General features: G+C 65.6%; 20 protein-coding genes. 12 read left to right on the top strand and 8 right to left on the bottom strand.

Features of this window, described 5'->3' with window-relative positions:
• The first annotated feature begins 128 nt into the window (after positions 1 to 128).
• A complete protein-coding gene (locus LK533_RS16780) occupies positions 129 to 395 on the top strand; it encodes a hypothetical protein (RefSeq protein WP_229364219.1) in 267 nt (88 codons plus the stop codon).
• Between the two features lie 478 nt (positions 396 to 873).
• Here LK533_RS16780 and LK533_RS16775 read toward each other — a convergent pair whose 3' ends face one another.
• Positions 874 to 1,821: a bacteriophage abortive infection AbiH family protein gene (locus LK533_RS16775; protein WP_229364218.1), complete on the bottom strand. Its 948-nt coding sequence runs from the start codon at positions 1,819 to 1,821 to the stop codon at positions 874 to 876.
• 8 nt (positions 1,822 to 1,829) lie between these two features.
• On the opposite strand from LK533_RS16775, the gene LK533_RS16770 reads away from it, so the two are divergent.
• Positions 1,830 to 3,278 carry a toll/interleukin-1 receptor domain-containing protein gene (locus LK533_RS16770; protein WP_229364217.1) on the top strand — a complete coding sequence of 483 codons (1,449 nt, stop codon included), beginning with the start codon at positions 1,830 to 1,832 and terminating at the stop codon, positions 3,276 to 3,278.
• The gene (locus LK533_RS16765) at positions 3,275 to 4,798 is read left to right on the top strand and encodes a hypothetical protein (RefSeq protein WP_229364216.1); all 1,524 of its coding nucleotides are present in this window, start codon (positions 3,275 to 3,277) and stop codon (positions 4,796 to 4,798) included. Before LK533_RS16770 ends, LK533_RS16765 begins: the two co-directional genes overlap by 4 nt.
• A gap of 537 nt (positions 4,799 to 5,335) precedes the next feature.
• Here the strand turns inward: LK533_RS16765 and LK533_RS16760 are convergent.
• The 6 genes from LK533_RS16760 to LK533_RS16730 form a co-directional block, all read right to left on the bottom strand.
• Positions 5,336 to 6,526, bottom strand: coding sequence for an IS91 family transposase (locus LK533_RS16760; protein WP_229364215.1), 1,191 nt, complete (start codon positions 6,524 to 6,526; stop codon positions 5,336 to 5,338).
• 6 nt (positions 6,527 to 6,532) lie between these two features.
• Positions 6,533 to 7,441, bottom strand: coding sequence for a tyrosine-type recombinase/integrase (locus tag LK533_RS16755; protein WP_229364214.1), 909 nt, complete (start codon positions 7,439 to 7,441; stop codon positions 6,533 to 6,535).
• 373 nt (positions 7,442 to 7,814) lie between these two features.
• Complete coding sequence (locus LK533_RS16750) at positions 7,815 to 9,215, bottom strand: tyrosine-type recombinase/integrase (protein WP_229364213.1); 1,401 nt, start codon at positions 9,213 to 9,215, stop codon at positions 7,815 to 7,817.
• Between the two features lie 653 nt (positions 9,216 to 9,868).
• Positions 9,869 to 11,020, bottom strand: a complete 1,152-nt coding sequence (gene lldD / locus LK533_RS16740; protein WP_229364212.1) for an FMN-dependent L-lactate dehydrogenase LldD — start codon at positions 11,018 to 11,020, stop codon at positions 9,869 to 9,871.
• Positions 11,021 to 11,027: 7 nt separating this feature from the next.
• Entirely contained in the window at positions 11,028 to 11,792 is a 765-nt protein-coding gene (locus tag LK533_RS16735) for an SDR family NAD(P)-dependent oxidoreductase (RefSeq protein WP_229364211.1), read from the bottom strand.
• A gap of 14 nt (positions 11,793 to 11,806) precedes the next feature.
• A complete protein-coding gene (locus tag LK533_RS16730; RefSeq protein WP_229364210.1) occupies positions 11,807 to 12,622 on the bottom strand; it encodes an IclR family transcriptional regulator in 816 nt (271 codons plus the stop codon).
• A 111-nt stretch (positions 12,623 to 12,733) separates the two neighbouring features.
• Here LK533_RS16730 and rhmD point away from each other — a divergent pair, with 111 nt between their 5' ends.
• The 7 genes from rhmD to LK533_RS18020 all read left to right on the top strand — a co-directional run bounded on the left by rhmD (position 12,734) and on the right by LK533_RS18020 (position 18,473).
• A complete protein-coding gene (gene rhmD, locus LK533_RS16725) occupies positions 12,734 to 13,924 on the top strand; it encodes an L-rhamnonate dehydratase (protein WP_229364209.1) in 1,191 nt (396 codons plus the stop codon).
• Between the two features lie 10 nt (positions 13,925 to 13,934).
• Entirely contained in the window at positions 13,935 to 14,792 is an 858-nt protein-coding gene (locus LK533_RS16720; RefSeq protein WP_229364208.1) for a fumarylacetoacetate hydrolase family protein, read from the top strand.
• Entirely contained in the window at positions 14,789 to 15,538 is a 750-nt protein-coding gene (locus tag LK533_RS16715) for an SDR family NAD(P)-dependent oxidoreductase (RefSeq protein WP_229364207.1), read from the top strand. Before LK533_RS16720 ends, LK533_RS16715 begins: the two co-directional genes overlap by 4 nt.
• A 60-nt stretch (positions 15,539 to 15,598) precedes the next feature.
• On the top strand, positions 15,599 to 16,510 hold the full coding sequence (locus LK533_RS16710; protein ID WP_229364206.1) for an amidohydrolase family protein: 912 nt from the start codon (positions 15,599 to 15,601) through the stop codon (positions 16,508 to 16,510).
• Positions 16,511 to 16,518: 8 nt separating this feature from the next.
• A complete protein-coding gene (gene rhaT, locus LK533_RS16705) occupies positions 16,519 to 17,601 on the top strand; it encodes an L-rhamnose/proton symporter RhaT (RefSeq protein WP_229364252.1) in 1,083 nt (360 codons plus the stop codon).
• 28 nt (positions 17,602 to 17,629) lie between these two features.
• Positions 17,630 to 17,785, top strand: coding sequence for a hypothetical protein (locus tag LK533_RS16700; protein ID WP_229364205.1), 156 nt, complete (start codon positions 17,630 to 17,632; stop codon positions 17,783 to 17,785).
• Between the two features lie 439 nt (positions 17,786 to 18,224).
• Positions 18,225 to 18,473 (top strand): TraC family protein, encoded by a 249-nt coding sequence (locus tag LK533_RS18020; protein ID WP_324255328.1) that lies wholly within the window; start codon positions 18,225 to 18,227, stop codon positions 18,471 to 18,473.
• On the opposite strand, the gene LK533_RS18085 is transcribed toward LK533_RS18020, so the two are convergent.
• A complete protein-coding gene (locus tag LK533_RS18085) occupies positions 18,443 to 19,048 on the bottom strand; it encodes a cupin domain-containing protein (protein ID WP_420705877.1) in 606 nt (201 codons plus the stop codon). The genes LK533_RS18020 and LK533_RS18085 overlap by 31 nt on opposite strands.
• 146 nt (positions 19,049 to 19,194) lie before the next feature.
• Here LK533_RS18085 and LK533_RS16685 point away from each other — a divergent pair, with 146 nt between their 5' ends.
• Together LK533_RS16685 and LK533_RS16680 are read left to right on the top strand one after the other, a co-directional pair.
• Positions 19,195 to 20,670, top strand: coding sequence for an efflux transporter outer membrane subunit (locus LK533_RS16685; protein ID WP_229364202.1), 1,476 nt, complete (start codon positions 19,195 to 19,197; stop codon positions 20,668 to 20,670).
• Positions 20,667 to 21,066, top strand: a 400-nt coding sequence (locus LK533_RS16680) for a biotin/lipoyl-binding protein (protein ID WP_229364201.1), incomplete at its 3' end; no start/stop codon positions are given. The genes LK533_RS16685 and LK533_RS16680, both read left to right, overlap by 4 nt.

The following is a 21,066-nucleotide window of genomic DNA, read 5'->3' as shown; positions in this document are numbered from 1 at the left end:
GCCGACCTCAAGTCATGACCTAAGTGGCTTTAATACCCTGCAGATGGGATAGGTGTAGGGCTGCCCGTACTGCTCCAATGATGGATCGAGCGCTCGGCTCGCGCCGACTATCCGATTGGTGTTCAACGATGGCGACAGCGGCTGGCGGGCGGCACGGGCGTCACCTGGGCGCGCTCTATTTCGCCGCGCATCCGTGCCGTCTGGTAGAACAGTTTGGAACATTGATCCGTCCAATCGAAGACGTAGCGGCATGGAGCGCGACAGCAGCTTGGGGCCCGCTCGACCCATTTTCCGACGTTCAGGGCACCGACAACGCTTCCCATAAGTCGACGGTCGTTCATGTCGCCATCCAAGACCGCGCCCTCACCGGAAAAAGTCGGGAACTGACCAACTAATAGACGGTTTGGTCCTTTGCACCACAAGATGGTGCTTGCTTGGAGCCGAAAGATGGCAAAGAACGAGCACACGAGCGAAAAAGCCGGCAAGGCAGCCTCGAAGGTCCTGAAGGACGGTCGAACCGGCAAGGACTCGAAGACGGCAGCTGGATCCGCACTGTCTCAGCGCCCGACAAAAAGAAGAAGTGATCGATCGGGCCGGTCGGTATCGGTTCCACCCGTCTAGAACAGGTATGAGTACGTCGACCAAATTCCGGTCATTTGTGTCGGTTCTGCCGCTTCCCAATCTCGGTCGCTTGTCAATATCGGCTGCGAGCGTTCTGCCAGGAATCGCTCTTGTCCCAAGCTCGGCGGGCGTTCTCAAAATGATCGGTTGATCGAGGCAGGTGATCATCGTCTGGACTGCACCGAAGTAACGCGCGAGGCCATCTTGCGCGCACGCGCTGCCTGATCCGGCGTCGCGTCGGACGCAGCACAGCTACATTTCGGACAAAGGCAGGTAGCGCACTAGGCGAGGGTCTATGCCGAAGGCACCGAATGCAGCTTGCCGCTCGGGCAGATCGTCATAGACGCTGATCGTCCACCGAGCGGCACCCTTGTCGACGCCAGAGATCACCGCGTCGATGTACGGTGCGTCCACAGAATGGAGACCGTGCTCCATGATCAACACCTCGCGAACGCCGGCGAGGTCGCCGAAGAAATCCTGCTCGCGCGCGATGATCTCCGCCGTGGGCTTAAGCGTCGCGCTCAGGAACTCATCGAGATGTGAGAGCCCGTCTCGCACCCGCCAACCGTCATCCGGCCCGTCAGTGCCGTGACTCAGAAACTCCTCATCGGACCGCTCCCAGCCGTGCCTGAGGATCAGCTTGGCGTCGGGATCCTCTGCGCTGCCATGGATGTGGAGGATCTGCGCTCGCGGAACGCTGTAGACCGTCTCCAATGTCGGGGTGTAGTTGAAGGACAGGAATCGAGCAGCGGGGTCCACACGCAGCGGGCGTCCAACCGTGGCGCGAGCGGGTATTGCGAGGCTGCGGATCCAGTCCCCGAAGCGCGCAGGCAGGCCATCGGAAAGTTGCTCGGCGATCTGCTGAAGCTCGAACTGGAAGTCGCTATACCCCTTGTCGTCGAGAAACATGGACGCATCGTCGGTCGCGCCATCGCTGTCGAAATCCGCTAGGCCGGCCTCGAAGTTCGACCAGAACGCGCCATCGACCGGGAAGTAGCGATCGATCGTCCGCGCCAGGCGTCGGTCGACCTGCTTTAGATAGGCCCCGAACGCGGCGTAGCTCGATCCAACTCCGTGATGCAGGTCGAAGCCGTTCCCGATGATGTAGAGTCTTTCCCGTCCCATCCCGAAAACCCTCTTTCCGCCCCTCGAATCCGCATCTGACACAGCCTTGTGGACGAGAGTATTCCCGGCGGCCATGATGCGTCATGGCCGATGCTGAAACCTCTCCTCAGTCAAATGATGGCGCGGACGCCTCGTCGCGTCGGACGGTATTCATCAGCCACGCCAATCCGGAGGACAACGAATTCACGGCTTGGCTGGGAACCCGCCTCATCGGCGCCGGCTACCACGTCTGGAGCGATCTGCTTCGACTGATAGGAGGCGAGCCGTTCTGGCGCGACATCGGCGACGCGATCAAGGACCATGCGGCGGTCGTCGTGCTCGTCCTGTCGCGCTCTTCGTTCCAGAAACCCGGCGTCCTCGACGAGATCGCGCTTGCCGTCGCGACGGCGCGCAGGCTGAAGAACCCCAAGTTCATAATCCCGGTCCGCCTCGACGACCTCCCATTCGACGAGTTTCCGGAGCAGGTGATCAGGCTCAACGCCATTAACTTCAACGGCAACTGGGCGGACGGGCTCCACCGCCTCCTCGAGGCGCTGGACGAGCGCGAGATCGCCAAGATCGAAAGCGCGCGCGAACAGGGCATCGCCGAGTTTCGAAACTTCCGACTGCGGCAGAGCGCCTCGATCGCGCAGGAGCCCGAAATCCTCGAAGGCAGCTGGCTTAGAATCGAGACGCTACCCGCCACCGCCTATCTGAACCGGTTCGGCGGCGACCCCAGGTCGGTCGCCAAAGCGCTCAGCCGCTTCACTACGCCCGTGATCGCCTGGGACAGGCTCGGCCTCGGCTTTGCGCGCGCAAGCGAGGTCGTCGAAGCCGAAGCTCCCGATCTCACCGTCGAGCACGCCTACGCCGTCGGCCTGCGGGCATTCGTCGCGGGCCGAACGGAGAATGCGCCGCAGCTCCGCGCCGCCGACGCGCGCCGCATGGTCGCGAACCTGCTGCGGCAGGCTTGGGAGGGCTTTGCGGCCAGCAAGGGGCTGCTTCCCTACGAATTCGCGAACAGCACCGGATGGTATGTTCCGCGCGGCCTGATCGAGAAGGACACCGTCGTCTTCGACGACCGCAACGGCAAGCGCCGGCGCAAGCGGCTTACGGGCCGAAGCGAGAAGCGTGGGGTCTACTGGAGCTTCGCTGTGACCATGCACCCCGTCGTCGGCCAGCGATGGCTGTTCGAACTCAAGCCACAGGTTGTGTTCACCGAGGATGGCTCGAAGCCGATCGACAGCAAGCCTAAGATGGCTCGACTGCGGAAGAGCTTCTGCAAGAACTGGTGGAACGACCAGTGGCGCACGCTGCTGAACGCCTACGTCCGCTTCCTCGCCGACGACGACGGCGTGATAAGGATACCACTTGGCGGAGCGGCCGAGCTCACCCTCAGGGGCGAACTGATTGCCTTCGAGGCGCCAACCCGGATCTTGGGGGACAGCATCTCTCCCGACGAGGACGCGAACGAGAGCGAGACCTCGGCCGACACGCTCGACGACGGCGAGGACCGTGCGGATTTCGACGATCTCGGAGAGGACCAGGCATGACGTCGCCGCTCAGGCTCCTCCAGCTTCCCGAACCGCTGCTCGGCTTCGGCTACCAGCAGCGCATGGAGCATCCCAAGGATGGCCTCTTCCTCTTCGGCCCGCTCGAGGACGGCGCCCATCCCGCGGAGATGCGGATCGGCGTGATCGGCACGACGGAGGGCCTCGGCCACTTCAATACCTGGACGAAGCGGATCCGCGGCCACATCCCCTCGGCAAACGCAGATTCGGCGCACCATGCGAGCTGGCCCGGGTTCGAGGCCGTCTTCGACACGCGCTGGCCGGACCGTCCGATCACCGAGATCGCGGTGGACGCCGACGCGCTTGCGAACGCGATCCGCATCGAGAACCGGCACGAGGCGATCTCGAAGGCCGTCGCAATTTTCGAGACCCCGATACGACGCTACCTCCGGCAGGAGGAGGCGCCTCCGACCATGTGGTTCGTTGTGATCCCGGAGGACGTCCACCGGTTCGGACGACCGAAGTCGGTCGTGCCGCGAGGCGAGCGGGTCAAAGGCGATGCGCGCCTGAGCCGGCGCGCCGGCAAGTTCGTCCTGGAGACTGGATCGCTCTTCGCCGAAGACGTGGAGGCGGCCGAGATCTACCGCTTCGAACTGAACTTCCACCATCAGCTGAAGGCAAAGCTGCTCGACCAGAAGGCGGTCATCCAGATCGCCCGGGAGACGACTCTAGCGCCTGAGGCCTTCGTCGACGACAAGGGACGCGCGGTCCGCGCCACGCAGGATCCGGCGACGATCGCCTGGAACCTCTGCACGACCGCCTTTTTCAAATCCAGCGGCAAACCCTGGCGGCTGGTCGACGTCCGACCTGGCGTCTGCTACGTCGGGCTCGTCTTCAAGAAAGACGACACTGCGCTCGGCGGAGCCAACGCTTGCTGCGGGGCCCAGATGTTCCTCGACAGCGGCGACGGCGTCGTCTTCCGGGGCGCAGTTGGTCCCTGGTATTCGGAAGCCGACAAGTCCTTCCACCTGACCGAGGCGAAGGCGGCCGAACTGATGGCGCTGATCGTGGACGCCTACCGCGACATGCACGGTATGCCTCCCGCCGAGCTCTTCATTCATGGCAAGGCGCGCTTCAGCGACGAAGAATGGGAGGGATTCTCGTCTGCCGTCCCCCCTGGGACCAGCCTGGTCGGCGTCCGGATCCGACCGACCAGCGAGCTGAAGCTGATGCGCCTCGGGAAGACGGCGGTTCAGCGAGGCACTGCCTACATGGTCGGCGATCGCCTCGGCTACTTGTGGACCAAGGGCTTTGTCCCGCGGCTGGCGACCTACCCCGGCTGGGAGGTGCCGAACCCGCTTCTCGTCGAGATTCATCGCGGCGAGGCCGATCTCGAGCGGGTCATGACCGACGTCCTCGGCCTCACCAAGATCAATTTCAACGCCTGCGTGTTCGCCGACGGGCTGCCTGTCACGCTCAAGTTCGCCGACGCGGTCGGGGACATACTTACCGCGGCGCCGGTCGGCGACCTCCCGCCCCTGCCATTCCGGCACTACATTTGAGACCTTTGACATGCGGGTGGTGGTCGACAGCAATGGCCTGCACAGCGACGAGCTTCGCACATTCCTCGCGATGGCACCCGCTAACTAGGCCATCATCACTGACTAAACGGCGACGGAGGCCTACAAGGACAACACGCTGGTCTCCACCACCAGCAGGCGTTCGTGCCCCCCTGTGCTACCTCCTGAACGAGCGGCAGCTTACCGCGATCGACCGCTTAAAAGCGGACCGACCGCTCCCCTGAAGAGTTTCGGATGCCGGCAGGCGTACGAAAGTCTTGGAGGCCCGAACCCGCGGGCCACGAGCGGTGTGCTATGGGGTTTTCGGTTTTCGGCCCGCGGGGATGACGAGCGGCACGGTAGGTGCGGGCGCGACCTTGGATGCGGACGGTCTGAATCTGGGTGGCCATGCTGGGCTCACCGGCGCGAGCAGTTCGGCTTGGCTTAAGGTGACGACTTCGCTGACGGCGATCGACGCAGGTGACATCGGCTCCGCAGGCATCGACGCTGCGGGGTATGTTGCTGCCAGGCCGTGCCGGGTCACGACGCCTGTGTCCCGGGTAGCGGCGCAGGAGCTGGCGGCGCGCGGGGCTGGCGCTGACGTTCGAAGGTCTCGATGACGACCATGTGCCCGCCGCAGCATGGACACGGCGGGCGGGTGTCGTCCGGCTCGGCCCGTGCTTCGGCTGTGGCCGGCGGCGCGCCGAGCAGTTGGCGGACCTGGTCGAGCAGAGCCTTGCGGGTGGCGCCGGCGAGCAGGCCGTAGTGGCGGATGCGGTGAAAACCCTTCGGCAGGACGTGGAGCAGGAAGCGGCGGATGAACTCGTCCGCGGTGAGCGTCATGACCTGCTGGCGGTCGGCGCCGCTGCGGCGATAGTCCTTGTAGCGGAACGTGACCCCGCCCTCGTCGAAGCGGAGGAGGCGGCTGTTCGAGATGGCGACCCGGTGGGTATAGCGCGACAGATAGGCGAGCACCGTCTCGGGCCCTGCGAACGGTGGCTTGGCATAGACCACCCAGCGCTTCTTCCTGACCGGCGCCAGATGCCGCAGGAATGCGCGCCGGTCGGCCAGCTGGGCGAGGCTGCCGAAGAAGCCGAGCCGCCCGGCCTCGTGCAGCGCCGTCAGCCGGGTCAGGAACAGACGGCGGAAGAGCTTGCCGAGGACCCTGACGGGCAGCAGGAACGCCGGGCGCGACGAGATCCAGCGGCGTCCATCCGGCGACAGGCCGCCGCCCGGCACAATCATGTGGATGTGCGGGTGGTGGGTCATGGCCGAGCCCCACGTGTGGAGCACGGCGGTGATGCCGATGCGGGCGCCAAGGTGCTTCGGGTCGGCCGCGATGGTGGTCATTGTCTCGGATGCCGCCTGGAACAGCAGGCCGTAGACCGCCGCCTTGTTCTGAAGCGCGATGTCGGCGACCTCGGCCGGCAGCGTGAAGACGACGTGGAAGTAGCCCACCGGCAGCAGGTCGGCCTCGCGCTCGGCGAGCCAGGTGCGTGCGGCCGCGCCCTGGCACCGGGGGCAATGCCGGTTGCGGCAGGAGTTATAGGCGACCCGCCAGTGCCCGCAGTCGGTGCAGGCTTCGACGTGGCCGCCCATGACGGCGGTGCGGCAGGTCTCGATAGCCGACATGACCTTGAGCTGGTCGAGGCTCAGGTGACCAGCGCGGGCGGCCCGATACGCAGGACCGGCAGCGCGGAAGATGTCAGCGACCTCGATGGAGGCGCGCATGCGGGCTCACCCGCTGGACGATCTTCCCTCCATGGCGGTCACCCCCAGCCTGTCGAATGGGCTGCTCACGTTGCGCAGCGTCCGGGTGGCGACCTTCGTGTAGAAAGCCGTGGTATCGAGCTTTGCGTGGCCGAGCAGCGCCTGGATGATGCGGACGTCGATCCCGTCTTCCAGCAAGTGGGTCGCGAAGCAGTGCCGCAACGTGTGCGGCCCAACCCGCTTGCCGATGCCCGCCGCCACACCGGCCTCGACGACGATGCGGTGGAGCTGCCGGGTGCTGAGCGGCTTGAGATAGTGCTGGCCGGGGAACAGCCAGCCGTCGACGTGCAGCACGCCTTCTTGGCGCCCGACCTTCCACCACTCTCGCAGCAGCGCCAGAAGCCCGGCCGGGAGCATGGCATTGCGATACCGACCTCCCTTGCCGCGCTCGACCCTGAGCAGCATCCGCTCGCTGTCGACATCGCGCACCTTCAGCGCTGAGACTTCGGCCGCGCGCAGACCCGAACCGTAGGCGACCGACAGCGTCGCCTGATGCTTGAGGCATGTGGTCGCGTCGAGCAGCCGCGCCACCTCGTCTTGGCTCAGCACCACGGGCAGCTTACGCTCGTGCTTCGTGCGGACCAGCTTGCGCGCGAGATCCGGCCGGTCGAGCGCGTGAGTGAAGAAGAACCGGAGCGCCGCCACAATGCTGTTCATGGTCGGCGCTGTCACGCCCAGGTCGCGCTGCTCGACTTGGAAGCGCCGCACCTCTTCCGCCATTGCTGTGTCGGGCGAGCGCTGCAACCACGTTGCGAACCGGTTGACGTCACGGATGTAGTTACGCTGCGTGTCGCGGCCGAACCGCCGTATCTCCATCTCGTCAATGAGACGCTGGCGTAGCGGGCTGACGCCAACAACTCGGGTGAGGATGTTCATGGCAGGGCTCCTTCTTGTGGAGCCCCGATGCTCTGCCTGCCTCCGGCCGCGCTCAATCCGAACGGAACGCTCGCCCCTTCACCTCAACCGTGCCTCAAGCACCCCTCCCGCGCAGCGGGTTCGTGCCTCCACCAGAATCACCTGAAAAGGAGACGGCCCGCCCACGATCAAGAGAAGACCAAACGCCCGGGCAGGTTGTGCGCATTTCGTCAAACGACATTATCGCGCCTACGCAAGCTTAGTTAGTGAATCCGGTACTTCGCTGATTTTCTTTCGGCTTTTCTGTTCATCACTGTGTGACATAGTTACAGGCTAATGGGCCGCACCCGGCTGTTCGAGACGCGCCATTCCTCAAACACCCCCAAGTTTGTACTCAGACTGCTCTTGATCGGTGGTGCGCGCGCCCTGCTGAAGCTGTCATCGTCATACCCGCGGTTGGCTCAGCCGCCGCCAGGGGGAAGGTGAAATCAGGAGCTACAGGCTCCGGCACCCGGCGGCGCGATATTGGGCCAAGTCTCTTGGTTGGACGACCTACAAGTAAAACCGGATCGGGGAGCCCCTCGCTCAGCATGTCCGCCCACTGCAAAGCGATTTCGCGACGGCGAGGCATGTAGGCGGCGCGGTTGTAGGCCCCCTCCACCTTCTCCTTGGGCACATGGGCCAGCATTAGGTCGATCACTTTGCGATCATGCGGGTCGCCGTGTCGCTCTGCCCACTCGTTCATGATCGTCGAAAATGCCGCTCGAAAGCCATGCGGGACATGGTGCCCATGGTAGCCGGCACGGTGAAGCAGGTAGCCGATCGCGTTCTCACTCATCGGCCGGTGAGCATGCCGGTTGCTGGGGAATATCAGCGGGCCGCTCCCCGTCAGTGGCCAAACTGCCCGCAGGACTGCAACTGCCTGCGGCGCGAGGGGAACGAGGTGGTCGCCGCCGGCTTCCTCTTTGCGATCGAGGTCGCCTTTCATCCGAGCCGAGGGGATGCGCCAGAGTGGCCGCTTCCCGTCGAGGTCTTCGAACTCGGCCCATTCGGCACCGCGCAGTTCGCTTGGCCGCACTGCCGTGAGCGCCAGCATCCGCAGCGCAAGTCGTGTGATCGGCCGCGCATGGTCATCCTCAGCCGCTAGGATCATGTTGCGGAGTGGCACGAGGTCCGTGATGGCCGGCTGGCGTCCCTTGCGCAGCGGCTTCAGAACGGCACCCAGTTTTTCTGCGGGATCTGCCGTTGCGGTGCCTTGAGCTATGGCCCAGACGAACACCGCTGAGATGCGCTGCCGGACGCGCTTCGCTGTTTCGATTGCCCCGCGAGCCTCGATCTCGCGCAGAACCCCGAGGATCAGTGGTGGGGTCAATTGCGCAATCGGTAAGGAGCCGATCGTTGTAAAGACATCGCGCTCCAGGCTGCGGATGACGTCACTGGCATGGATCGTCGCCCATTGCCCCTTGGCGTTCCCATACCACTCGCGAGCAACACGCTCGAACGTCTGGCGCCCGGCTTCAAGGTTCGCTTCGATCTTCAACCGCTTTGCGACATTGGGATCCTGCCCCTCGCACAGCACCGAATAGGCTCCGTCCCGCTTCTCGCGAGCATCGGCCAGCGACACGAGCGGATAGGCCCCGAAGGCCATCGTCTTGTTCTTGCCGTCGTATTCATAGTTCCAGCGCCACAGCTTGCCCCCGCTGGGCGTCACCATCAGGAAAAGGCGATTGGCGTCGGCGATTTTATACGCTTTGGGGCGCGGCTTGGCCGCGCGCACCTTGGCATCGGTAAGCATGGTTCGGTCTCCGAAAATACCTCGTTTTTCGACCGCGCGTACCTCGTTTTCGCCCTTCCAATTTGCTGGATGGGCACGGACGGCCGAGGCCGAACCGGTCTGCTAAGCGTCGGTAATCAGGAGGAAAAAGTCGAGACCAGTGGTCTATTGCGGACCCCTGTGGAACGGTCCGTGGCGGAGCGCCGAGCCTGGCCGACAGCCATCTCGTGCCTCCGCTCTATTCGGCCGAGTGCTTCGGCGTCACGCTCGCTCTCCACCGTCGGCGGACGGCGGCAGGCGAGCGGGCACGCGAGCTGCGGGGTTCTCCGCGGCACAGCCCGACCGTCAACCCAGCCCCCACTGGTCACGGCCTACACGCGTATCTTCGCCGACCCCGCTGGCGTGGCGGTCGGTCCGATTGACTAAATAGCCGATGGGAGGGGGGGCGCCTTAGTCCTCCAGATGCGCGCCGGTCGCTGGCGCAGGCGCTGGACAATTATCTCGCGCCGGGCGGCTAGTTGATCGCCTGCTCCTGGCATGTCGCACGGTTCACGATTGAGGATGGCGCTTGTGTCGGCGACCCGTGCATGGACCAGCGACTGACCCCTGGACCGACGACGGTAAAGGACGGCCTGCTGCGGACTGCGTGAGCGACGGATTGCGGGACGGCACGCCTACCGCACCGTTCGCGCCACCCTGCTGCCATCGATCGCGTTGATCGTGCGGGCGCCGGTCAACGCCATCGCCACGCGCATCTCCGCTTCAATCAATCGAAGCATATGGCTCACGCCCGCCTGACCGCCGCCTGCCAGCGCATAAACCCAGGCCCTGCCGAGCAGCACACCTCGTGCGCCGAGCGCCAGCATTCGTACGACATCCAGCCCGGAGCGGATGCCACCGTCGGCGAGGACGGTGAGCCGGTCTCCCACTGCCTGCGCGATCGACGGAAGCGCCGCAGCCGTCGACGGCACGCCATCGAGTTGCCGTCCCCCGTGATTGGATACGACGATGCCATCGGCGCCAAGCTGTGCCGCCTCCACCGCATCTTCGACGTCGAGGATGCCCTTGATGATCAGCGGTCCACGCCAGTTGGCGCGGATGAAGTCGAGGTCGCGCCACGTAACGCTCGGATCGAAATTGCTGCGCATCCAGGCGAAGAAGTCCTCCAGTCCAGTGTTTTTGCCCAGAACCGGAGCGACGTTACCGAGTTGGTGCGGGCGACCGTGGATGCCGACGTCCCACGCCCACCGCGGGTGGGTCACGCCTTGCCAGAACCGTCGCAATGCACCGGCGGCACCGGGCGCACCCGCAAGGCCCGACCGATAGTCGCGATAACGCGATCCCGGCACTGGCATGTCGACTGTGAAGACCAGCGCCGAACATTCCGCTTCCTGCGCCTGCGCCATCAGCTCGCGCATGAAACCGCGGTCGCGGATCATGTAGAGCTGGAACCAGAACGGCCGGCTGGTCGCGCGCGCCACCTCGTCCAGCGGACACGCCGACACCGTGGAAAGGCAGAAGGGAATGCCCGCGGCCTCCGCGGCGCGTGCCGCCTGCACTTCGCCCCGACGCGCATTCATCCCCGCAAGCCCGATTGGCGCGAGCGCCACCGGCAGGGCCAATGACCGTCCGAAGAGTTCAACGGAAAGGTCGAGCGAGGAAACGTCGGTGAGCACGCGCTGGCGCAGCGCCACGCGTTCCAGATCCGCGATGTTCCGCCGCAGCGTCACCTCGGCGTAGGACCCACCATCGATATACTCGAACAGGAAGGGAGGAAGTCTGCGCTGCGCCAGCGCGCGATAGTCGAGGGCGGAAGCAGCCTTCATCACACCCTCACTGCAGGTTCACGAACGCGCCGCCGTCGACCAGCAGCGCTGCGCCGGTCACGTAACGCGCGAGGTCGGACGCCAGGAAGACGATCGGCCCGGCAAGATCCTCGGGCTCGCCCAGCCTGCCGAGCGGCACCCGTGCCGCCATTCGCTCGCGCTTGCCACTGTCGGCCAGATCGTCCTTATTGATGTCGGTAAGGATCGTGCCGGGCAGCACCGAATTGCATCGGATGCCGTGCCTGCCCAATGCGATCGCGGTCGACTGCATCAGCGAATGAAGCCCGGCCTTGGTGGGCGTGTAGTGCGTCTGGTACTCCCCGCCGACCAGCGCGGAAATCGACGAGACGGCGACGATCGCGCCGCCGTGACCTTGCGCGACCATCTGGTTGGCTGCGGCCTGCACCATGAAATAGGCGCCGTGCAGGTTGACCCGCATCGTCCGCTCGAAGGTTTCGACCGGCATGTCGAGGAAGGCGTGGAACGGGCAGATGCCGGCGTTGTTGACGAAGACGTCGACCTTGCCGAACGCTTCGACGGCCTGCCGAACGAAGCTTTGAGCGGTCTGCGGATCGGCGACGTCGCCCTGTACCGCGATCGCTTCGCCTCCCGCCGCCAGGATCGTGTCGACGCAGGCTTGCGCGCCCGCATCGTCGGCATGATAGTTGATCGCGACCTGCGCGCCATGCGCTGCCGCGCCGATCGCGGCGGCGCGGCCGATGCCCGCCGAGGCACCCGTCACCAGAACCGTCTTGCCGTCCAGCAGCCGCATCCTACCCTCTCCTCCTACTTCGCCGTTAGTCGCTCTGCCCGCCGCCGCTCGCCGGTTTCGTCGGACCAGCCCAGATCGCGACTGATCGCCTCGGCGGTCGCACGAACATCGCTGCTCAGGGCGGCGATACGGTCGTCGCTCATATACTGCGCGGCACTGGAGACGCTGATCGCGCCGACGATGCTGCCCTGCGCGCCGCGGATCGGCGCCGCGACGCAGCGGATCTGATCCTCGTTCTCTTCCAGGTCGAAGGCATGCCCCGCCTCGACATAGCCCTGCATGCGACCGTGCCAGAGCCCGGAGCCGCCCTCCGCGTCACGACGCTGCTCGGCCTGCAGCCGAGCGGCCCAATAGTCCGCCGGATGGTCCAGCATCAGCGCCTTTCCGAGACCGGTCGAGGTAAGCGGATGACGATCGCCAACCCGGCTTGAAATGTTGATGCGACGACGGCCCGCGATCTTGTCGAGATACAGCGCCTGATCGTCGTCGAGCACACCGAGATGCACCGTGTCGTCAGTGCTCGCGGCCAGCGCCTCGATATGCGCCCTCGCGACCTGGATGAGGTCGGTCTGCGCCTGGGCGAGGTGGCCGAGCGCGAGCAGCTTCGGCCCGAGCCGATAGCCGAGCCGCGGCGTGAACGCGAGATAGCCCCGGTCGACCAGCGCGGTGGCGAGGCGATAGGTGGTGCTTTTCGCCAGGCCGAGACGCTCGCTCAGTTCGGCGAGGGCTACCGGCGCCTCCCCCACCGCCTCAATCACGTCGAGCCCGCGCAGCAGCGTCTGGCTGCCGCCTCCGGACGAGCTCGTCTCCGCAGTGCTGATCCTTTGCATTGACGCATCCATTTTCATTTTTTAAAACTTCATTTCACATGATGGCAACGTCAAAGTTGACGCATGCCGGTGATTGTCTCTGCCCAGCAACGCCCAGGAGCGGAAAACCTCATGCCGTTACCGCAAATCAAACAGGTTCGCGCCTTCGTGGTTCAGGGCGGCGGCGGGGCGGATTACCATGATCAGCAGGGCTATCATTGGATCGACGATCACATCGCCACGCCGATGGCGCGTTATCCGGAGTATCGGCAGTCGCGCCAGAGCTTCGGCATCAACGTGCTCGGTACGTTGATCGTCGAGATCGAGGCGGACGACGGCACGATCGGCTTCGCGGTGACCACCGGAGGGATGCCGGCGGCGTACATCGTCGAGAGGCACCTCGCCCGCTTCCTGGAGGGGCGCAATCCGGCCGAATACGAGAAGATCTGGGACCAGATGTACTTCTCCACCCAATATTACGGGCGCAAGGGTTTGGTCGTGAACGCGATCTCCGGCGTCGACCTGGCGTTGTGGGACCTGCTGGGCAAGCTGCGCGACGAACCGGTGTATCAGCTGCTCGGCGGTGCAGTGCGCGACGAACTTCGCTTCTATGCCACCGGCGCACGGCCGGACCTTGCCAAGGAGATGGGGTTCATCGGCGGCAAGCTGCCGCTCCACCACGGCCCCGCCGAGGGCGAAGAGGGGCTGGAGAAGAACCTCGCCGAACTCATCAAGATGCGCAGCCGCGTCGGGGACGATTTTTGGCTGATGCTCGATTGCTGGATGGCGCTCGACGTCGACTACGCAACGCGCCTCGCCCACCGCGCCTGGCAGGAGGCCGGGCTGAAGTGGATCGAGGAGGCGATCAGCCCCGACGATTATTGGGGGTATGCCGAACTCAAACGCAACGTGCCCAAGGGGCTGCTGGTCACCACCGGAGAGCACGAGGCGACGCGCTGGGGCTTTCGGATGCTGCTCGAGATGGACTGCTGCGACATCATCCAGCCCGACGTCGGCTGGTGCGGCGGCGTGACCGAACTCCTCAAGATCTCCGCGCTGGCCGACGCCCGCGGCAAGCTCGTCGTGCCGCACGGTTCCTCCGTCTACAGCTATCATTTCGTCGTCACGCGTCACAACTCGCCCTTCGCCGAGTTCCTGATGATGGCGCCCGAGGCCGACCGCGTGCAGCCGATGTTCCATCCGCAGCTGATCGGCGAGCCGGTGCCGGAGGCTGGCCGCCTGCGCGCCTCCGCGCTCGACCGTCCCGGGTTCGGCGTCGAACTCAACCGCGACATCCCGCTCCACCGCCCCTTCACGCATTGAGGACACGCACATGAAACTCTGCCGCTTCGGTCCGATCGGTTCCGAAAAGCCGGGCGTCGTCGACGCCGAGGGCCGCATCCGCGACCTGTCCGCCGTGGTGCCCGACCTCACCGCGGACACGCTGGCCACTGCCCTTGCCGCCGACGCCGCCGCGCTTCCGGTCGTCGAAGGCGAGCCGCGCTACGGCGTGCCGCTCAAGGGTATCGGCAAGATCGTCGCGATCGGCCTCAACTACGAGGACCATGCGATCGAATCGAACCTGCCGATCCCGACCGAGCCGATGATGTTCATGAAGGCGATCTCGAGCCTAAGCGGCCCGAACGATCCGGTGATCCTGCCCAAGGACGCCACCCACGGCGATTGGGAAGTCGAGCTCGGCGTCATCATCGGCAAAACCTGCCGCTACGTCGACGAAGCCGACGCGCTCGACCACGTCGCCGGGTACGTCCTCGCCAACGACGTGTCGGAGCGCTTCAACCAGAAGCAGCGCGGCACCCAATGGTCGAAGGGCAAGGGCCACGACACTTTCTGCCCGCTGGGGCCGTGGCTGGTGACGCCCGACGAGCTCGACGACCCGCAGGCGCTCGACATGCACCTCGACGTCAACGGCGCGCGCATGCAGACCGGCAACACGCGCACGATGATTTTCGATGTCCGCCAGCTCATCGCCTATGTCAGCCGCTTCGTCACGCTCGAACCCGGCGACCTGATGATCACCGGCACCCCGCCCGGCGTCGGCGAGGGCAAGAAGCCGGAGGCCGTGTATCTAAAGGCAGGTGACGTGATGGAACTCGGGATTGCAGGTCTGGGCACGCAGCGCCAGCAGGTCGTCGCCTGGCAGCCCGTCGGCGCGAAGTCGCAGGCATGACGACCTACGCGGGCCGGTTCGCCGGGCGGGCGGCGATCGTCACCGGCGGCGCGTCCGGGCTCGGCCGGGAGGTCGCGCGCCGCATTGTCGCCGAAGGTGGGAGCGTGGTGCTGTGGGACCTCGACGAGGCCGCTCTCGACGCGGCGGCGTCGGACGTGGGTGCCGTGCAGGCGGTTGCCGTCGACATCGCCGACGAGGATGCCGTGTCGCGGGCGGCCCGGGCGAGCCTGGCCGCACTTGGCCGGATCGACGTGCTGGTCTGTTCGGCGGGGATCACCGGCGCGACTGCACCGGCGCACGAGTATCCCACCGATAGCTGGCGGCGCGTGATCGACATCAACCTGAACGGGCTGTTCTACTGCAACCGCGCGGTGGTGCCGATGATGCTGGCCAACGGGTACGGCCGGATCGTCAACATCGCCTCCGTGGCCGGCAAGGAGGGCAATCCGAACGCCTCGGCCTACTCGGCCAGCAAGGCGGGGGTGATCGGCTTCACCAAGTCGCTCGGCAAGGAACTCGCCGCCAAGGGGGTGATCGCCAACGCGCTTACCCCCGCCACCTTCGAAAGCCCGATTCTCGCGCAGCTTCCGCAAAGCCAGGTCGACTACATGCGTTCGAAGATCCCGATGGGTCGCCTGGGCGAGGTCGCGGAGAGCGCGGCGATGGTCTGCTTCATGGCGAGCGAGGAGTGCAGCTTCACCACCGCGTCGACCTTCGACACGTCCGGAGGCCGCACGACCTTCTGATCCCTGCCCGAAATCGGACGCGCGACGGCCCGCAAGAGGCCGCGCGCAGGAGAGCCCCGTATGACCGCCGCCCCCCTACCCTTCGTCGACGCCCATATTCACCTGTGGGACTTGGCGCACATCCGCTATCCGTGGCTGACGCCGCCGTTCGCGGACGGCCCCAACGGCAACGTCGAGGCGATCGCCCGCAACTACCTCACCGACGACTACCGCGCCGATGCGGGTAAATGGGCCGTTGCGGGCGCAGTCCATATCGATGCCGGTGCCGATGCCTCCGAGGCGCTCCGCGAAACCGAGTGGCTGGAAGGTGTCGCCGACACCGACGCGCTGCCGACCGCGATCGTCGCCTTCGCCAGCCTCGACGCTCCGGACGTCGATCGCCAACTGACAGCGCAAGCGGCGCATCGCCGCGTGCGGGGCATCCGCCAGATCGTCAACTGGCATGTCGATCCTCGACGTAGCTATACTCCGGAAGACCTGACCAGAGACGAGCGATGGCAGGCAGGCTTCACGGCGCTGGGCCGTCATGGCTTGTCCTTCGACCTGCAATGCTATCCGGCGCAGATGCCTGGGCTCGCTCCCCTGATCGAGCGCCGCCCGGACGTGCCGGTGATCCTCAACCACCTCGGCATGCCGGTCCTCTCCGACCCCGAGGGCGTGGCGCAATGGCGCGAAGGCCTGAAGGCGCTCGCGGCGATTCCGCACGTTGCGATCAAGCTGTCCGGACTCGGCTTCATCGACCGGAACTGGACGCTCGATCGCATCCGGCCGTTTCTGGAAGAGGCAGTCGCCCTGTTCGGTCCTGATCGCTGCATGATGGCCAGCGACTCCCCCACCGATACGCTCTTCGCCCCTTTCGACCGCACCATGCAGGCGTTGTACGACTTTTCGGCCCCGTTCTCCGACGACGAGCGGCGAGACCTCTTCGGCCGCACTGCCAACCGCATCTATCGCCTCGGCCTCTCTCTCTAGGACGCGACATCATGGGCAATCCAATTCTCGGCGTGTTCTTCCACTGGCTGGGAGGATTGTCGTCCGCGACCTTCTACGTGCCCTATCGCGGCGTGAAGCGGTGGAACTGGGAGATCTTCTGGCTGACCGGCGGCATCTTCAGTTGGCTCGTCGCCCCCTGGCTGTTCGCGAGCATCCAGACCCATGACCTGATCGGCGTCCTCTCCGCCGCGCCGGCAAGCACCAAATTCTACTGCGTCCTGTTCGGCGTTCTCTGGGGATTCGGCGGCCTCACCTATGGGCTGACGATGCGGTATCTCGGATTGTCGCTCGGCATGGCGGTGGTGCTGGGTCTGTGCACGGTATTCGGCACGCTCATCCCGCCGATCGTCGCCGGCGAATTTGGCAGCACCTTGCTGGGCACCGTGCCGGGGCGGATCAATCTGCTCGGCCTGGCGATCACGGTGGTGGGCATCGTCGTGGTCGCCCTGGCCGGCGCGCGCAAGGACGCGACCCTTTCTGCCGAGCAGAAGGCGGCGGCGGTGGCCGAGTTCCATTTCTCTAAGGGGATCGTCGTCGCGATCTTCTCCGGCATCATGTCGAGCTGCTACGCCTTTGGCCTGGCTGCGGGCGAACCGATCCGCGAGCTTGGGGCGGCGGCGGGAACCGGCGTCCTGTGGGTCGGACTGCCGGTGATCTGCCTGGTGACCCTGGGCGGGCTGATTACCAACGGGCTGTGGTGCAGCTTCCTGATCGTGCGCAACCGCAGCGCAGGCCAATGGCTAGGGCGCGCGTCCACTCAGACGGTAGCTTCCGACGCAGGCGGGCGCCTGCCGCTGCTGCGCAACTATCTGCTGTCCGCGCTCGGCGGCACGCTGTGGTATTTCCAATTCTTCTTCTACACGATGGGCGAGAGCCAAATGGGGCGCTTCGGCTTTTCGTCCTGGACGATCCACATGGCGTCGATCATCATCTTCGGCACGCTTTGGGGTTTCGCGTTTCGCGAATGGAGGGACGCCGCGCCAGCTACCCGCAGGATGGTGTGGGCCGGCGTCGGCCTCCTCGTGCTCGCGACGCTGGTCATCGGCTATGGCAACTTGCTTGCGCAGTAGCATCGCAGGGATGTCGCCGCGGCTACAGGTGGCGACATCCCTGCTCGCGGCAGTCGAGCGCGCCGACCCGCTGATAGTCGAGGGTGCTGAGAACAATGCGGGCATGCCGAGCGAGGCGGCCGTTGCCGCAGCAGCGCCGCAACAACTGGCGAGCCCTAACCCGATCCGCGACATCAAGGACTAGGTCTCGCGCCGCTCACCGCACCGCGCCGCCAGCACGTCAGCCGTGTATTTCCTGCGGCGGCGCCACCCTCTGCTAACGCTCAGCCGCTGAGCGCCCGGGCTGAGGGAACGGCGTACCCTTTGCCAGCCAGCACCGGCACGCCCGCGATTAAGGTCGCGGGGTCTTCTTCTAGCACCGCCTCTTCCCCATCCGCGCAACTCGTTTGCCCCGTCGCTTCGATTGCGCCGGCGATAGCAGTATTGGCGCAGGCGACAGATGCCGGTCGAGCAGCAATTGCCGCTGTGGCGGCGAACCTGCGGTCCGCGCCGGTCTGGCGCAGGCTGAACCGCAGGCGCGAACCGCCGTCCAAGACGCAAAGCCGCTGACGGTCTTATGCGCCATCTCGTTCCCGGGAGTTCAGCCATGAGCATGGTCCGCAATCTGTTATCGTCGTTGCTCGGTGACAGCTCGCAGGCGGAAGACGCCCACCAGCACGGCGGTGCCGAGGCTCGTTCAATGGCTCCCGTATCGCAGCTACGATCCGAAGACGCAGATCTTCTACAACAGCGCCTCGCGCGGGTTTGTGCTGGAGGCCGCATCTATGTTGGGTACCAACGCAGCAGATCCACGTTTCCGTCGTCGAGTCCATAGCGAACGCCACAGCGGACCGTATCGGACCTATCCAGGTTGGCGATCAGCCCGAGCCTGATCCGCGAACAGCGACATACCATCGGCAGCCGCTACGCCATCGTCGCTGGTCACAACGTTGCTCTCGGTATGGAGTGGCATCAGCATGTCGCCTCTCGAGAGACTAAGCAGGGGGCTATTGTGGGGGCGGATAAAGCACTGTCCCTGTTTGATGCTGATGAACTTGAGCATGGCTGCTGCCGGGGAGGCGAGGGGTCGTTCGCCGCCCGCTTCGAGCTGTGACCAGGCTGCTTTTTGCACCGCAAACAGTGAAACGATTTGCGACAAAGGATCCGCGCTTATGGATAAACGCGGCTTCAGCACCCGTGTTGACAGCGAAATCGGTAAGGGCGCGACGAACTGCGGAACTCGTGGGAACCGGCTCGGCTCACGGCGCTTCGTGGCTCCCCCACACCGGAAAAGCGGGCGAGCGCCTAGCCGAGCAACTCGCTCCTTGCCTCCCGGAGGTAGGTGCCGCGGGTGCCAGCCTCCGCCCCGTGCGCGACACGCCGCCGGATGAAGGCGTTGGAGGGAAACGACGTGACGCGTGATGGCAGCTCCATGATCACGCGGATCTTCACGTAGGCGAGCTTCCATACACTTGCCCGCGCACTTCAGAAAGCGGGCCCTCCCATACAATGCATAGGTCGCCTTTAATCAAGCACAAACACAATCTTTACGACGTATAGATTACCAGCTAGGGGCGCTCGATCTGCCGCCCTCAACCGATGATGCCCTGCCGAATGACTCCTCGCCGCCTTATCCAGTTCGCTGGTCCTCCTGCCGCATGGGCGTGCGGGTCGGCGCTGCTGCTTGCCGGCTGCGCCCATGCGCCGGCCGTCCGCACCCCGACGACCGCTGTTCCACCAGCGTACGATGCACAGAGCAGCGAATTGCCCGCGATCGCGATCGATCGCTGGTGGACGCTCTACAGCGACACGCAACTCGCCTCGCTGGTCGATCATGCCCTGTCGAACGGCTTTTCGGTGCGGGAGGCGTTCGCCCGCCTTGACGAAGCGCGGGCGACGCGAACAGGCGCGCTGGCACGCTTCGGGCTTCAGGGCAATATCGAGGCGAACGCGCAGGTTCAGCGAAGCAAGATCCTCAGCATCGACGAGATACCGGGCCTACCCGATGAGCTTCTGACCAACCTGTTCGCGCCGACCACCACGCGCACGGCTAACGCCAGCCTGCCGATCAGCTGGCAACTCGACCTGTTCGGCCGCCGGGGCGCCAATCGCCGCGTCGCCGACGCCACCCTGGCGGCGGCGCGCTTCACCTATGAGGGCGCGCGGGCGACGCTTGCCGCCGATGTCGCGCGCTCGCTGTTCGAGGCGCGTGGACTTGCTGCGCAGCTGGAAGACGCCCGCGCGACCGCAGCCAACCAGCGCCGCCTCAACGAGGTCGTCGCCGGCCGGGTGCGCCGCGGCCTCGACCCGTCGACCCAAGCCGAGCAGGTCGAGGGGAGCCTAGCGCAGGCGGAAGCCGAAGTGAGCAACCTGGAAGGTGCGTTCGACGCCGCGCGGCGAGCGCTGTTGATCCTGATCGGCTCGGGCTCTTCCCCGCTTCCCGCGCTTCCCATTTCGGCCGCTCTACCGACGGTCCCTGCCGTGCCGGCAACGATGCCGGGCGAACTGCTGGTTCGACGACCCGACCTGCGCGAAGCGCGCGCGCAGCTCGACGCTGCGACCGGCAATGTTCGAGTAGCCGAACTCGCCTTCTACCCTACGATCACGCTCCAGGCAGTGCTCGCCTATGCCGCGCAGACTGGGGGCATCGGTACCACGACGCTAACTGGTACCGGCGCGGGCGGCCTTACCGCGCCGGTCTTCGATCGTGGGCGGCTTCACGCTGAATTGCGCACCGCCAGCGCACGCGCCGAGCAGGCGGTGCTCGCCTATGAGCGCCTGGTGCAGAACGCCTATGGCGAGGCCGACCAAGCGCTGATCCGTCTTGATGCCGATCGCCGTCGCATTGCCGCGCTGCAGGACGGCGTTGTCCGATCGCAGCGCGGCTACGACGCCGCGCTGAAGCGGCTTCAGCTCGGTTTCACCGACCTCCAGGAAGTGCTGGAGGCGGAACGGACCCTGCGCAGCGCACGCAGCGGGCTGACTGCGGCGCGGGTGGAAGGGCTGACCCGCTCGGTCCAGGCCTTCCAGGCGCTCGGCGGCGGCTGGACCGCCACCCCGGACACGACGAACCCCGAGGATAGACCATGACCATTGCCGCCCGCGCCGCGGTGCTTGCGCCCGTTCTTGCTATCACCGCCGCGCTGTCGGCCTGTTCGGGCCACGACGAAACCGAAACCAATCCCTCGACCGATGCCGCGCGCGCCGTCACCGTGGCGCAGGTTGCGTCGCGCGCGATGGGCGGCAGCCTTCAGGCATCCGGCCTGCTGATCCCCTTCGAGGAAGCGGCGGTCACGTCCGAGCTGTCTGGCTATCGCATCGCGAACGTGCTGGTCGACGAGGGCGACACCGTCCGCCGCGGCCAGCCGCTCGCGATCCTCGATCCCGCATTGCTCCAGTCCAAGATCGCACAGGGCCGGGCGCAGCTCGCGCAGGCGCAGGCGCAGGCCGCGCAGGCGCAGTCGGAAGCGACCCGGGTGAAGGGGC

The organism is Sphingomonas sp. PL-96, assembly GCF_020707215.1.
Classification (GTDB): Bacteria; Pseudomonadota; Alphaproteobacteria; order Sphingomonadales; family Sphingomonadaceae; genus Sphingomonas.
Note: the sequence above shows the minus strand (reverse complement) of the source record. Positions and strands in the feature narration are given on the sequence as shown.

Excerpts from the sequence above, each read along its gene's own strand:
- LK533_RS16770 (WP_229364217.1), top strand. The coding sequence starts at position 1,830 with ATGGCCGATGCTGAAACCTCTCCTCAGTCAAATGATGGCGCGGACGCC.
- LK533_RS16715 (WP_229364207.1), top strand. The coding sequence starts at position 14,789 with ATGACGACCTACGCGGGCCGGTTCGCCGGGCGGGCGGCGATCGTCACC.
- rhmD (WP_229364209.1), top strand. The coding sequence starts at position 12,734 with ATGCCGTTACCGCAAATCAAACAGGTTCGCGCCTTCGTGGTTCAGGGC.
- LK533_RS16765 (WP_229364216.1), top strand. The coding sequence starts at position 3,275 with ATGACGTCGCCGCTCAGGCTCCTCCAGCTTCCCGAACCGCTGCTCGGC.
- LK533_RS16720 (WP_229364208.1), top strand. The coding sequence starts at position 13,935 with ATGAAACTCTGCCGCTTCGGTCCGATCGGTTCCGAAAAGCCGGGCGTC.
- LK533_RS16775 (WP_229364218.1), bottom strand. The coding sequence starts at position 1,821 with ATGGCCGCCGGGAATACTCTCGTCCACAAGGCTGTGTCAGATGCGGAT.
- LK533_RS16760 (WP_229364215.1), bottom strand. The coding sequence starts at position 6,526 with ATGCGCGCCTCCATCGAGGTCGCTGACATCTTCCGCGCTGCCGGTCCT.
- LK533_RS18085 (WP_420705877.1), bottom strand. The coding sequence starts at position 19,048 with ATGGAAGCTCGCCTACGTGAAGATCCGCGTGATCATGGAGCTGCCATC.
- LK533_RS16755 (WP_229364214.1), bottom strand. The coding sequence starts at position 7,441 with ATGAACATCCTCACCCGAGTTGTTGGCGTCAGCCCGCTACGCCAGCGT.
- LK533_RS16685 (WP_229364202.1), top strand. The coding sequence starts at position 19,195 with ATGACTCCTCGCCGCCTTATCCAGTTCGCTGGTCCTCCTGCCGCATGG.
- LK533_RS16735 (WP_229364211.1), bottom strand. The coding sequence starts at position 11,792 with ATGCGGCTGCTGGACGGCAAGACGGTTCTGGTGACGGGTGCCTCGGCG.
- LK533_RS16780 (WP_229364219.1), top strand. The coding sequence starts at position 129 with ATGGCGACAGCGGCTGGCGGGCGGCACGGGCGTCACCTGGGCGCGCTC.
- LK533_RS16730 (WP_229364210.1), bottom strand. The coding sequence starts at position 12,622 with ATGCAAAGGATCAGCACTGCGGAGACGAGCTCGTCCGGAGGCGGCAGC.
- lldD (WP_229364212.1), bottom strand. The coding sequence starts at position 11,020 with ATGAAGGCTGCTTCCGCCCTCGACTATCGCGCGCTGGCGCAGCGCAGA.
- LK533_RS16750 (WP_229364213.1), bottom strand. The coding sequence starts at position 9,215 with ATGCTTACCGATGCCAAGGTGCGCGCGGCCAAGCCGCGCCCCAAAGCG.
- LK533_RS16710 (WP_229364206.1), top strand. The coding sequence starts at position 15,599 with ATGACCGCCGCCCCCCTACCCTTCGTCGACGCCCATATTCACCTGTGG.